Here is a 13,500-nt window from a genome sequence, read left to right on the forward strand (position 1 = left end):
TGGTGAGCCTGTCCACGAATTGCACGAGGACGTGCCGTAGCGCGACTGCCGACAGGTAAGCCGGTCGACCGATCGCACGAGGACGCGCCGCCGTTGCACCGCGGCCGTCGACAGGCAAGGTATTCCACGGATTGCACAAGGGCATGCCGCCATTGCCCCGCAGCCGTCGGCTGCTAAGCCGATCCACGGATGGCACGAGGATGCGCTGTCGTGCCCGGCCGCCGTTGACTGAGCCGGTGCCGGAGCTGATCAGGATGCTTAGTTATCTATTTTCCTGATTGCCCGCTTGCCTGAATGCCTAGTTGCCGTCGTCGAGAGCGGCGGCGCGCTCAGCCGGGGTGAAGCCGTAGCCCTGTCCCGCGCGGCCACGAGACAGCGCGCTGTGCACGGAGTCCAGGGAGCTCGCGGCGCCGGCGGGCGAGGCTCGGAAGGTCATCGCCTGCTGGGCGGGGATGCCATAGCCTGCCGCCACCCTGACGGCGTCCATGTTGGCTCCGATGAACAGCGTCTGCCAGCTGTAGAAATCCTGCTGATGCGTGATGATCTCCTGGATCTGCGGACGGCTGTACTCGCGTGACGCGTTCTCCATGCCGTCGGTCGCAATGACGGCGATGACCATGCTGGGGCGCTGGTGATCCTCGAGCGACGCGAGCCACTCCCCCTCCTGCGCGAACGCAAAGCCGATAGCGTCGAGCAGGGCGGTGCCGCCGCGTGGGACGAGGCGGTAGGACGGGACCTCGTCGAGGGGTACCTGCGCGAAGACAATGTCGTGCTCGGTGTCGAACTGGTACAGCGACGCAGTGGCCCGACTTCCGTCCCCGGTGTCCTTGGCCTGGCCCGCGAACAGTCCGTTGATGCCCTCTTCGGTCGCCTCTTTGCAGGCGTGCATCGAGCCTGAGCGGTCGACGATCGTGATGATGTGCCGGTAGTCAGGGTTCGTCATGGCTCGATTGTGCTCCGCCGCGCGCGACAGTGCGGTTGACGCGTGTGGCAGACTGAAGATTCCGAATCTTCTACAAGCCCGTAGCACTTCGGCGGCAGGGGCAGGCAAACTTCAGGCGGGAGGACGCGTGCGACGCGAGCAGCGTGGCGGCAAGCCCGGCGCGGCGAGTGGGCCGACGGCCGACCAGCCGGACGGCGGCCGAGTGCCCGAGCAGACCGCAGCCGAGCGGCGGCCCACCGGAGCGCTGGAGTCGGACAGGCGACGCGACGCGGGCGCACTCAAGCTGGCTGGAACCGGGCCGCGGACGGCGGGACCGCTGCCGGCGGACGGGCGACGGGCTACCGGGGCGCTGGTGGAGTCGGATCAACCACGGACGGCGGGACCGCTGGACTCGGACCGGCGACGGGCTACGGCAGCACACGAGCAGACCGCGGCTGGGCCGCGGACGGCGGGACCGCTGGACTCGGACGGGCGACGAACTGCGGGGGCGCTGGAGTTGGATGGGTCGCGGACGGACGGAGCACTTGAGTCGGACGGGCGACGGGGTGCTGGAGCACTCGAGCAGAGCGCAGCGGGGCGGCGGGCGGCGGGGGCACTGGAGTCGGCTGTGCTGGGCGTGCTGTGGAGCGCGGCGGCGGCGCTGAGCCCGGGCGAGGTGCGTGAGCTGCTGGCGCGCAACGACGAGGCTGGATCCGCGCTGTCGTACAGCACGGTCGTCACGATCCTCACTCGGCTGCACGAGAAGGGCTCGCTCACCCGGGAGCGCGACGGACGGGCGTATCGGTACGCGCCGGTCGCGGACGAGGCCGGCCTGGCGGCGCGGCGACTTTCGCAGTTGCTCGACCGGTCGGCGGATCGGGAGGCGGTGCTGTCGCGCTTCGTGGCGGATCTTTCGGAGCGGGACGAGGAACTGTTGCGGTCCCTGCTGGCCGGAGTGGCCGGAGCCGAATCGGCGGCCGACGACGGCGGGCCCGAGGGGAACGGCCGCGAGCGGCGGTGAACGAATGCGCGTCCTGATTCTCTTGTCCCTCCTGTTCCCGCTCGCGGCGGGACCGCTGGCCCGCGCCGTGTCCGCGCGGGTGCAGCCTCAACTCGCCACGTGGCTGATGGCAGGTGGCGCGCTGCTGCTCGCGGGGACGAGTTGCGGTGCGCTCGGCCTGCTTGTTCTCTCGCCCCTGGTGCGCATGACGTGGCTCGCGCGGCTCGGGCACTGGTCCTCGTCCATCGTCGTGGGCGCGGGACTGCCGGGCGGATGGACGTCGCTGGTGGCGGCGATCGCGCTGGGCGCGGCGCTGCTCGCGGCGGCGGCGTTCGCCGTGCGGCGGGGGCGGGCGTTGGCCAACGCGTGGCAGCACGCGCAGTCGCTCCCCGGGCGTGCGGAGCTCGTCGTCACGGGCGACGCGGCTGCCGATGCTTACGCGGTGCCGGGACGGCCGGGGCGGATCGTCGTGTCGACGGGGATGCTCGGCGTACTGGACGACCGCGGCCGGGCGGCGCTGCTCGCCCACGAACGCGCGCACCTGACTGGCCGCCATCACTGGTTCACCGCGGTCGCACGCCTCGCCGCAGCGGCGAATCCACTGGTCAGGCCGCTCGCGTCGGCGGTCGAGTATTCGGTCGAGCGCTGGGCGGACGAGTCAGCCGCGGCGGCCGTCGGCGACCGGCAACTTGTGGCGCGCGCTATCGCCAGCGCGGCGCTCGCGGCCAAGGCGACCAAGGCCGGGACCGGTACCGCAATAGCCGGTGCCCTCGGGATGGTCGACTCGGAAACCTGTGCGCGAGTAAGTGGCCGTCGGCGGATGGCCGGACTCGACGAGTCGGGACAACGGCGACTGGGATGGTTCCGCAGACACGACGACCGGCCGGGCACCGGAACCGCACAGCGGCGATTCGGACAGCAGGCGGAGCACGACGAACAGACGGTCGGCGCGCCGGGACGACGCCGATTCGAGTGGCGCGGCGGACACGACGACCAGCCGGGCACCGGAACCGCACAGCAGCGACTCGGACAGCAGGCGGAGTACGGCGAACAGACGGTCGCCGCGGCGGGACGACGGCGATTCGCACGGCGTGGCGGACACGACGAACAGACGGTCGGCGCGGCGGGACGACGGCGGTTCGGGTGGGGGGCCGGGCGCGATGATCAGTTGGCGGGGGCCGGGCCGGTGCCGCGGCGGGTGGCGGCGCTGCTGACGTCCGCGCCTACGCCGCGGCGCGGGCTGCCGACGCTGACGGCGACCCTGCTCTTCCTCGGTGCGGTGGCGATCTGCGCGCTGGTGGCGGCGGACCACCTGCAGGATCTGCTCTCGCTCGCGCACGCCACCGCGGAGCGAAGCATGGGCTGAGGGGCTAGGGGTTAGCGGTGAGCGGCAGGAGTGCGGAGCGGAGCCGCGGGTCGGTCGGCACCCCACGGCGGAGCGAAGCATGGGCTGAGGGGTTAGGGGTTAGGGGTTAGCGGTGAGCGCTCAGGAGTGCATGGTCAGAAGTGCGCGCTCAGGAGTGCGGAGCGGAGCCGCCGGTCGGTCGGCACGCCACAGCGGAGCGAAGCACGGGCAGGAGCTAACGGTTAGCGGTGAGCGCTCAGGAGTGCACGGTCAGAAGCGCACGGTCAGAAGTGCGCGCTCAGGAGTGCACGGTCAGGAGTGCGGGGCGGAGCCACAGCGCCGGTCGGCGCGAACCCTCGGCGGGTCTCGTCCAGCCCTCTCGCCCCCTCCCCCACACCGGCCCCGGCCTCCCACTTCACCCCTTCACAGAATCCGCACAAGCGCGCCGCGCCGCTATCGTCCCCCGGCACGGTCCTGATCCTCTACACTGCTGTAGAAGTTCTACAGCAGTGTAGATTTGATTTCGACTCGTCCGGAGGCTTCCGCCCATGCACGACCTGGCGTTCAATCCGCTCAGCGCGAACGGTTATCTGTCCAGCCTGGGCGCCTTCGGCGTCTTTCTTGTCCTGTTCGCGGAGACGGGCCTGCTGATCGGGTTCTTCCTGCCGGGCGATTCGCTGCTGTTCACGGCCGGGCTGCTGTGCACGACGTCGGCCAGCGGAAGCGTGCACCTCAATCTCGGGGCGGTGCTGCCGGCCGCGGCGGCGGGGGCGCTGCTCGGGGCGCAGGCGGGCTACTGGCTTGGGAAGCGCGGCGGGCGGACGCTGCTCGCGCGCAGCAGCAACAAGCACCTGCAGCGCGGCGTGGACCGGGCGGAGGAGATCCTGGACCAGTACGGGCACGGCAAGGCGATCGTGCTCGCGCGCTTCATCCCGGTCGTGCGCACGGTGCTCAACCCGCTCGCCGGGATCCTCGAGGTGCCCACCCGCACATTCGCGATCTGGCAGGCGGCCGGCGGCCTGGTCTGGTCGATCGGCGTCACCCTCGCCGGGTACGCGCTCGGCTCCAGCATCCCGAGCATCGACAAGTACCTGCTGCCGATCATCGCGGTGATCGTCGTCGTCTCGCTGATCCCGCTCGCGCTCGAAATATTCCGCTCGCGCCGTGATGGAGAGGGTAAGCGCAGCGAGGGCTGAGAGCGGAGGGCGCCATGAGCACGATCTTGAACAATGCGACCTTGAACAGCGCGACCTTGGACAGGGCACGACCTTGAGCAACGTGACTTCGAACAATGTGACTTCAATCGACGACGGCTGGTATCGCGACGTCACTGATTTCGCCCAGCACACGCGGTGGCTGGACGGGACGATGAGCTTCCTGACGGTGGCTCTGATCGTGATCCTGGCGGGCACCGTCGTCGGCGCGGGCTTCTGGGCGTGGCGGCGCGACGACCGGGTACGGCTTGCGGCCGCCGTATGGACCCTGATCGGTAGCGGGCTCAGCGTGGCCTGCGGGCTGCTGCTCAAGCAGGTCTTCCGCGAGGCGCGGCCCTGCCTCGCGCTCCAGCATGTGACGACCGTCCAGGCGTGTCCCGGGCCGACGGACTACTCGTTTCCGTCGGACCACACGATCGTGGCGGCGGCGTTCGCGGCCGGACTGTGGCTGATCGACCGCCGACTCGGCGCGATCGGCACGGCCCTGGCGCTGGTGGAGGGCTTCTCGCGGGTCTATCTCGGGCAGCACTATCCGCACGACGTGATCGCAGCGATGCTTCTCAGCGGCCTGATCGTGCTCGGCGGCTGGCGGCTGGTGAGCGGCCTCGGCCTGGTCGCCCGCGTGACGCGCCGCGCGGGCGGCCTGGCCGAGGCCGAGAGATCCTCGGATCAGTGCTCTACCAGCGGTTGAAGGATTCGAACTCGTGGCTGAACTCCCAGGTGGACTGCGCCACGCCGGAGCAGTTGTCGGCACCGGCGGTGCCGACGCAGCCGCCGTTGTCCCGCTCCAGGGCCCAGAATGAGAGCTCGGCGATGCCGGTCCTGGTCGCCCAGCTCTTCACGTACGCGGCGTCGGCCGTGGTGAAGACCTCGGGCGGGCCGTAGTCGTCGATGCCGGCCATCTCGGTGATGCCGAGCATGTGCCACAACTGCTCGGTGGACTTGTGCGGGTAGATCGTCTTGAGCTGGTCGACGACGGCGGTGGCCGCGGTGACGGTGTCCTGGGCCATCTCGTGCGGCTGGCCGTCATAGTAGTCGAACGTCATGATGTTGACGATGTCGATGCGGGCGTGGTTGGCGACGGCGCTCTGCAGCACGTATTCGCCGTCCGGGACGTCGAGCCCACTCACGTTCGTGCCGATCGTGTACACGAACTGCACGGTGCGGTGCTGGCATGCGGCCCACTTCTCGACGAGCGCGATCGCCTGGTTGCGCCGGTCGATACCCGCCTTGTTCGACTGCGAGTTGCCCTCGACGTCGAAGTCGAGCCGGGTGACGCCGTAGGTGGTGATGACCTGCTCGTAGTCGGCGGCGATCTTCGCGACGTCGGTGCAGCTGTCGGCGATCTCCATGCCGTTGTAGTCGGCGGCGGCGCCGCCGAAGGACGGGATGACGTCGCCGCCGTGGGCGCGGATCTCGTCGATCGACTTGCCGTATGTGGAGTACGCGATCGGGGTAGACGCGTTGCCGTTCCAGTCGATGTCGCAGGACCCTGGGGCCGGGGTCTGGATGAACGCGAGCGTGAGGTATTTGTCGCCGGACTCGGCCGCGAGCACGGCCGGGTCGTCGGTGGTGTAGCCCTCGAAGTACGGGGCGAAGATGTGTGCGGGCAGCGGGCGCGCCTGCCAGTCCGTGCCCTGATGAGCCGAGGAGGCGGCGGAGGCGACGGCGGGTCCGGCGGCAGCGAGGACGGCCGCGGCCAGCACCGTGCCGGCGGTGCGGAGTGGGTTCACGGATCTCCCTATGCAGCAACGCATAAGGAAGGTTTCCTTACGCGTGCGGGGGACTCTAGGATCCACGCCACGGGGTGTCAAGGGTGGGGGTTCAGGCGGCGAGCGACGCGAGGATCCGGGCCACGGTCGCGTCCGGTGTCATGTCCGCGGAGATCGGCACGTCCAGCACGTGCTCCTCGGGTGCGGGCGCCTCGAGATCACGGTACTGACTCGCCAGCAGATCCGCCGGGAAGAAATGCCCCTCGCGAGCCCGCAGGCGCTCGCTGACCACGTCGTACGGCACATCCAGGAACACGAAGCGCAGGTTCGCCCGTGCCGACGACCGCCCCGATCGCAACTCGTCGCGGTACGTGCGCTTGAGTGCCGAGCAGCTGACGACGGCGGACCTTCCGGCGGCCGTCGTCTCGTCTATGAACGCGCCGATGGCGGCCAGCCACGGAGCCCGGTCGGCATCGGTCAGCGGCCGGCCCGAGGCCATTTTGGCGACGTTCGCGGCGGGATGGAACGCGTCGGCCTCGGCGTACGCCCAGCCGAGGCGCTTCGCGAGCAGCGTGCCGATCGTCGTCTTGCCGCTGCCGGACACGCCGCACACGAGCAGTACGGGCACGGGTATCGACATGATCGGTGACTCTACGCCCTTGGAACGACGGGGCCACGAACAGGGTCGAGTCCACCGCGCGAAAGAATGTGTTTGTACCGGTGGGTGAGCATGCAGTAGCGTCTTCGCAACGCGCTGACGGAGACGAGTAGCCGACCGACCAGGCATGCGGAGAGAGCCGCCCCGAGGCTGAGAGGGTGGACCTGCCCCGGCCGGCGAAGACCCTCCCGAGTGCGGGGAGGAACGGAGCCGCACGGCGACCGATGCCCCGCCGGCCGGCCCCCGTCATCGGGCCGTTTCGAGGCCGCCGCCCACCACCCGGCAGCGGCGGCGAAAGTGCGGTGGCACCGCGAGTCCCCTTCTCGCCCGCACTCCCAAGGGATCACCACACATGTGAAGGCCTGTGATGTTGATCTCCACCACTTCCGCCACCCGCGTGCTCGCGGCCCGACTGCCCGAACACGCGGGCGAGCCGGTGACCGTCGAGGGCTGGCTGCATCGGCGGCGCACCCTGAAATCCGTCACCTTCCTCGTCCTGCGCGACCGCACCGGCCTGGTCCAGGCCGTGCTGACCACGCCCGAGCAACTCGCCGCCGTCGAGGGCGTCGGCGAGGAGACCGTGCTGCGGGTCAGCGGCGTGGCGACCGCGAACGAGCAGGCACCCGGCGGCCTCGAACTGACCGAGCCGAGCGTGACCGTGCTCTCCAGCCGCGCCGCGCCCACGCCCTTCGACCTGTATCGGCCGACCGTTCCCGCGACGCTGCCGACGATCCTGGACCACGCCCCCGTCGCCCTGCGGCACCCGCGGCTGCGCGCTCCGCACGTGATCGCGGCCGCGTCCGTGGCCGGGTATCGCGCTGCGCTGGACGGGCTCGGTTTCACCGAGATCCACACGCCGAAGATCGTGGGTTCGGCGACCGAGACCGGGGCGAACGTCTTCGGGATCGACTATTTCGGCACCCGCGCGTACCTCGCGCAGTCCCCGCAGTTCTTCAAGCAGATGATGGTCGGGGTGTTCGAGCGCGTATACGAGACGGGCCCGGTCTTCCGCGCCGAGCCGAGCGACACGGCGCGTCACCTTGCGCAGTACACGTCGCTGGACGCCGAACTGGGCTTCATCAGGGACCACCACGACGTGATGGGCGTGCTGAGCGCGGCCGTGGCCGGGATGATCGGCGCGGTGCGCGAGCGGGCCGGCGCGGAGTGCGAGCTGTTGGAGGCGCGACTGCCTGCGATTCCGTCGCGGATCCCGGAGATTCATTTCGCGGACGCGCAGAAGCTGCTGGCCGCGCACACCGCCGAGGACCCGCGCGGCGAGCCCGACCTGGCTCCGGCGCACGAGCGGTGGCTGTGCGAGTGGGCGATGCGCGAGCACGGGAGCGAATTTCTGTTCGTCACCGGGTATCCGCTGCGCAAAAGGCCGTTCTATACGCATCCGGAGCCGGACCGGCCGGAGTACTCGAACAGCTTCGACCTGCTGTTTCGCGGACTGGAGATCGTGACCGGCGGGCAGCGGCTGCACAGGTACGAGGACTACGTCGCGGCGCTCGCGGCACGTGGTGAGGGCGTCGAGGCGTACGAGGGCTACCTGCAGGCGTTCCAGCACGGGATGCCGCCGCACGGCGGGTTCGCGCTGGGATTGGAGCGCTGGGTGGCGAGGCTGATCGGCGTGGAGAACGTGCGGCTCGCGACGCTTTTCCCGCGCGACATCACGCGGCTCAGTCCCTGACCGGCTCAGGGAGCTGTCTCATTCCAGGCAGCTCCCTGACAGGCTCCGTGATATTCAGCGGACGGAGGCCGTGAGGATCGGGACCAGGCCGAAGCGGTCCGGATGCGCGGCCTCGCAGTCCGCGGCCCAGCTGTGCGAAGGTTCGGCGAGCAGCTGGCCGGGCTCGAGCCATTCGAAGATCTCTGCGAAGGTGCTGACCGCGTGGTGGTCGATCCGGCGCATCAGCATCCCGGGCGAGAGCTGGTGCGGTCCCTCGAGTCCCATCGATGCGATGATCTGCTGCGCCTCCGCGACCGCGGCCTGCTGGTAGCGGCGCACCCGCTCGCTCTTGTCGGTCACGTCCAGGGCCCGGCAACGGCGCGGATCCTGCGTGGCGACGGCCGGCCGGGCAGTGGTCGGTCTGGCATTTCTGGGCCTGGATGCAGCCGATGGCCATCATCATCGCGCGGGCCGCGTTGGTGTAGTCGGCGCCCTGGGCGATCCCCTTGACGATGTCCATGCCGGTGGCGACCTTGCCGCTGGCGCCGATCTTGACGCGGTCGCGCAGGCCGGTGCCGACGAGCGCGTTGTGCAGCGTGATCAGGCCGTCGGTCAGCGGCATGCCGACGTAGTCCGCGAATTCGAGCGGCGCCGCGCCGGTGCCGCCCTCCGACCCGTCCACGACGATGAAGTCCGGAGTCACGCCCTCGTCGACCATCGCCTTGCAGATGCCGAGGATTTCGCCTCGCGATCCGACGCAGAGCTTGAAGCCGGTCGGTTTACCGTCGGCGAGTTCGCGCATCCGGGCGATGAAGAGCACGAGTTCACGCGGCGTGCTGAAGAACCTTGTGTCCGGACGGGCTGACGCATTTGACGCCGAGCGGAATACGGCGGATCCCGGCGATCTCAGGGGTCACCTTCGCGCCGGGCAGTACGCCGCCTATGCCCGGTTTCGCATCCTAGCTGAGCTTTAGGAATACCCACTTGACCTGCGGGTCCGCGGCTTTGTCCCGAAAATTGTCCGGGTCGAAATGGCCATCCGCGGTACGCGCGCCGAAGTAGCCGCCGCCGATCTCCCGGATCAGGTCGCCGCCCTCGCGGTGGTGCGCGGATATGCCGCCCTCACCGCTGTCATGTGCGAATCCGCCGAGTGCGGCGCCACGACTAAAGGCTCTAATGGCATGCGCACTGAGCGCGCCGAAACTCATCGCGGAGGCATTCAGCAGAGCCATGTCACATGTCATAAGGCTTCGTGCGATCCGGGCCGCCGACGCGTACGCGCGGCTGCGCCGGCTCGGGCTCGCGCGGAGCGGCCGAGTGCACGACGAACTCGTAGCCGGACTGCTCGACGTCCCGCTCGGTGCCGAAGGCCTGCTCGCCGTGAGTGCCCTTGGCGCGCTGGTAGATCACCGATCGGGTATCCCGGTCGTAGGGCCGTCCGTCGTAGTTCCGCTCAATGAAATACTGCTGCAGTTCGGGGCGTATCCGCTCGAGCAGGAAGCGCAAGTGCCCGAGCACCGGATAGCTGCGCAGGATGGCGTGTTCGCGCTGTAAATAGTCGCGCACTCCGAGTAACGAAAGAAGTGTCAGCGGCACGGCCGCGAGCAGCCACCAGAGCGAAAAAGCCGTCGTCACCGCGATCGCGGCCGCCGAGAGCAGCAGTAGTCCCGGCAGAATCATCAGGCCCATGGGGCTGAACGTTAGTGCACGCCGGGACTCGGTCGAATCGTGACCTCACTGATTTCTCATTAATTCTGGACACTACAATATGTGCTGGTATAGTCACTCGAGCCTGACCTCCGGATATGTGGTGAATATCCGAAACTCGCTGTGCTTGGGAGGCTGATCCGCCTTGTCCCACATCGAGGACCGAACTCTGCACCGGATCATCCGGTATGGGATCTGCCTCACAGCGCTCCTGGTCGTGGGGGCGTTTTCGCCCGCTGCCCGCCTCGTGACGTGGCCGGCCGCGGCGGCCATCGCGCTGACCACGGTGTGCGTGGCGGTGAACCGCTCCGCGCGCCGCTGGGCCTGGTTCACCGCGACCGGCCTTTTGATGATCACCGCCGTCTGGATCGTCATCGCGATCATCAATCACGGCCATGCGCTCGCCTTCGGCGGTCCGCTGGCGACGGGGAAGGTCATGGTCGGATATCTGGTCACCGCGACCGCCGTGATGCTCACGATCACCGGACGGATCCGCCGCTCGACCTGGCTCGGCGACGTGGACCTGCTGGTTCTGCTCGTGACGCTCACCTCGTTGATCTGGACGCAACTGGTTCTGCTGCTCACCCGCGACTCCGCGCACGCGGACTCGTGGCTGACGATGGTGGCGGCGTACGCGGTTTGCGACGTGGTAGCACTGGTCGCGCTGCGCCGGGAGCTGCGCCGCGAACGGCCCGCGCCGCCGCTGCGGATCTGGCTGCTCGCTGCCAGCGCGCAGATGCTGCTGCTGGCGGTCATCGGTTTCCTGCTCGCGCACAACAGTCCGCACGGCCTGCCGAGCGGCTTTCTCACGGCCATGCGCCTGCTGTGGCTGAGCGGGCTGGCCGTGCTCGGCAGCTTCGCGATCATGCCGGCTTCGGTGGCCAAGGAGCCGCCGTCCCCGGACACGGCGCCGCCGGGGTGGTCCGCGACCCCGTACGGTTCGGCGCCGCTGCCCCGGCCGACGCTCGCGTCCGCCACCCTGCTGGTCATCGCGCTACTCGGGCCGCCGCTGGAGATCGCCAGGCCGGGCTTCGCGAATCTCGTACTGCTGCTGCTCCTCGCCACGGTCTGTCTGCTGCTGCGCGATGTCCGGCGCCGCTCGAAGGCGGACGAGGCGATCCGCTCGATCGCCGTCGCGCTGTCCGGGGCCCCGGACACCACACGCGTGCTGGCGTCCACGATGGCGGCCGTCGAGTCGTGCCCGAGCACGCGGCGGCACGGCGGCATCGTGGTGTGCGCGAACGGCCCCGAGGGACCCAACGCGGCGGCCACGCTCGACACGGACCGGCAGGCGGCCGAGCAGGCGACCGACGACGCGCGCCCGGTCGCCCGGATACACCGCGTTCTCGGCAGCCGACCGCACATCACCGTCGTCCCGCCGGGTCAGAACGCTGAGAAGGCTCAGCTCGCGATCGGGGTGGCCGGTGAGCTGTCCCTGCTGGTGGCCGGGCGGGTGGCGCTGGAGATGCTCGCCGGGCAGGCGAACCACGCCCTCGACCGGGTGCGGCTGACCGCCGAGCGGTCCCGGCGGGCCGGCGAGGCGCAGTTCCGGACGCTGGTGCGCAACGCCGCCGACGTGATCATGATTGTTTCGGGTAGCGGAGCGGTCCGTTTCGCCAGCCCCTCGGCGCGCGACCTGTTCGGCGACGTGGATCATTCGCGCGCCACGGCCGAGGACGTGTTCGGCGCGGAGAACGCGCAGGCCGTGCGGCACCGGCTGAACCTGCCGTACGGCGAGACCGACGATCAGGTGCCCGAGTACTGGACCGTCGTGCGGGCCGACGGACTGCTGGAGCTGGAGGTGCGCTTCGCGGACCTGCGCGAGGATCCGACGGTGCGCGGCATGGTGCTGACGGTCCGGGACGTGACCGAGCAGAAGCGGATGCAGCGCAAGCTGGAGTACCTGGCGTTCCACGACGCGGTGACCGACATCGGCAACAGCCACCGCTTCGTCGCGCAGATCGAGGCGGCGCTCGCGGATCCCCGGCCGTCGGCGCCCGGCGAGGCCCCGGTCGTCGCGCTGCTGCAGATCAACAATCTCTGGGACATCAATAACCTGCGAGGCCTGGACATACTCAACAAGGTCACGGTCGCGCTTGCCCGGCGGCTCGAGACGCTGACCGGCTCCCCGGCGCGGATCACCGGCGCGGTCTTCGGGGCGCTCGCGGTGCCCGCGGACGTCGGCTGCCATGACGCGGAGTCGCTGGCCCGGCGGCTGCAGATGGAGCTGTCCCGGGCGGTCGAGGTGGACACCGAGCTCGTCACGCCGGAGGTGATCGTCGGCGCGGTGCCGCTGGTCGCGATCGCGAACCCGCACGACGCGATCAGCCGGGCCGGGTTGGCGATGGCCGAGGCGAAGGCCGACCGGCGCAGGCCGTGGCGCGCGTATCAGCTCTCGATGTCGGAGCGGGCGGTCAGCCGATTCGCGCTGCGCAAGGACCTCTCGTCCGCACTCGCCGCGAACGCGCTGAACCTGCACTACCAGCCGGTCGTCGACCTGCGCACGGGCATCGTGGTCGCCTTCGAGGCGCTGTCCAGGTGGCAACACCCGCTGCAGGGGGCGATCCCGCCGGACTCCTTCGTTCCGTTGGCCGAGGAGACGGGTCTGATCGTGCCGCTGGGCCGCTGGGCGTTGCGTCAGGCGGTGGCGGATCTGGCACAGCTCAGGCAAATCGTGTCGCGGAAGTGCCCGCTGCGCGTGGCGGTGAACGTCTCGGCGTTGCAGCTGGCGGAGCCGGACTTCACCGCTGACGTCGCCTCCGCGCTCGAGTCGAACGGCGTCCCGGCCGATGCCCTGTGCCTGGAGATCACCGAAAGCTCGGTGATCGACGGCACCGGCCGGACGTTGGACGCGCTCCGGGACCTGAAGTCGATGGGCGTGACGCTGGCCATCGACGACTTCGGCACGGGGCACTCGGCACTGAGCTACCTGCCGGACATGCCGTTCGACATTCTGAAGGTGGACAAGTCCTTCATCGACACCATCGAGACCTCCACGGCCCGCGCCGAAGTCGTGCGTGGCATCGTCGGCATCGCGGCCGCGGTGGGCATGCGCGTCGTGGCCGAGGGCATCGAGACCAGTGGCCAGGAGCGGATGCTGATGGACACCTCGTGCCACTACGGACAGGGGTACCTGTACTCGCGGCCGGTCCCGTTGGCCAAGGCCATGCAACTGCTCGGCCCTGGAGCCACGCCTCCGCACGCTCGGGTGAACGGCAACCACTACTCGCCCTCCACCATCGGCTTCGCGTCGTCATAGATTGTCGTCACAGT

General features: G+C 69.6%; 9 protein-coding genes and 1 pseudogene. 6 read left to right on the plus strand and 4 right to left on the minus strand.

Annotated features, from left to right (window positions below; genetic code table 11):
- Window positions 1-298: 298 nt before the first annotated feature.
- Entirely contained in the window at window positions 299-943 is a 645-nt protein-coding gene (locus tag VG296_RS31585) for a VWA domain-containing protein (RefSeq protein ID WP_325572178.1), read from the minus strand.
- A gap of 595 nt (window positions 944-1,538) precedes the next feature.
- Between VG296_RS31585 and VG296_RS31590 the strand changes: the two genes are divergently transcribed.
- From VG296_RS31590 to VG296_RS31605, 4 genes are all read left to right on the plus strand, one after another.
- On the plus strand, window positions 1,539-1,943 hold the full coding sequence (locus VG296_RS31590; RefSeq protein ID WP_325572259.1) for a BlaI/MecI/CopY family transcriptional regulator: 405 nt from the start codon (window positions 1,539-1,541) through the stop codon (window positions 1,941-1,943).
- 4 nt (window positions 1,944-1,947) lie between these two features.
- Window positions 1,948-3,288 carry a M56 family metallopeptidase gene (locus VG296_RS31595; RefSeq protein ID WP_325572179.1) on the plus strand — a complete coding sequence of 447 codons (1,341 nt, stop codon included), beginning with the start codon at window positions 1,948-1,950 and terminating at the stop codon, window positions 3,286-3,288.
- A 527-nt stretch (window positions 3,289-3,815) separates the two neighbouring features.
- Window positions 3,816-4,463 (plus strand): DedA family protein, encoded by a 648-nt coding sequence (locus VG296_RS31600; protein ID WP_325572180.1) that lies wholly within the window; start codon window positions 3,816-3,818, stop codon window positions 4,461-4,463.
- A gap of 82 nt (window positions 4,464-4,545) precedes the next feature.
- Entirely contained in the window at window positions 4,546-5,172 is a 627-nt protein-coding gene (locus tag VG296_RS31605; RefSeq protein ID WP_325572181.1) for a phosphatase PAP2 family protein, read from the plus strand.
- On the opposite strand, the gene VG296_RS31610 is transcribed toward VG296_RS31605, so the two are convergent.
- Together VG296_RS31610 and VG296_RS31615 are read right to left on the minus strand one after the other, a co-directional pair.
- Complete coding sequence (locus VG296_RS31610) at window positions 5,159-6,214, minus strand: chitinase (protein ID WP_325572182.1); 1,056 nt, start codon at window positions 6,212-6,214, stop codon at window positions 5,159-5,161. The two genes, VG296_RS31605 and VG296_RS31610, sit on opposite strands and share 14 nt — an antisense overlap.
- Before the next feature lie 91 nt (window positions 6,215-6,305).
- Window positions 6,306-6,833, minus strand: coding sequence for a gluconokinase (locus VG296_RS31615; RefSeq protein ID WP_325572183.1), 528 nt, complete (start codon window positions 6,831-6,833; stop codon window positions 6,306-6,308).
- A 385-nt stretch (window positions 6,834-7,218) separates the two neighbouring features.
- Between VG296_RS31615 and aspS the strand changes: the two genes are divergently transcribed.
- Entirely contained in the window at window positions 7,219-8,541 is a 1,323-nt protein-coding gene (aspS, locus tag VG296_RS31620; protein WP_325572184.1) for an aspartate--tRNA(Asn) ligase, read from the plus strand.
- A gap of 54 nt (window positions 8,542-8,595) precedes the next feature.
- Here aspS and VG296_RS33105 read toward each other — a convergent pair.
- Window positions 8,596-10,200: pseudogene (locus VG296_RS33105) on the minus strand (FMN-binding glutamate synthase family protein).
- Window positions 10,201-10,474: 274 nt separating this feature from the next.
- On the opposite strand from VG296_RS33105, the gene VG296_RS31645 reads away from it, so the two are divergent.
- Window positions 10,475-13,486: a putative bifunctional diguanylate cyclase/phosphodiesterase gene (locus VG296_RS31645; RefSeq protein ID WP_325572186.1), complete on the plus strand. Its 3,012-nt coding sequence runs from the start codon at window positions 10,475-10,477 to the stop codon at window positions 13,484-13,486.
- Window positions 13,487-13,500: the final 14 nt, after the last annotated feature.

Origin of the sequence: Actinospica sp. (genome assembly GCF_035552695.1) — a bacterium.
Lineage (GTDB): Bacteria > Actinomycetota > Actinomycetes > Streptomycetales > Catenulisporaceae > Actinospica.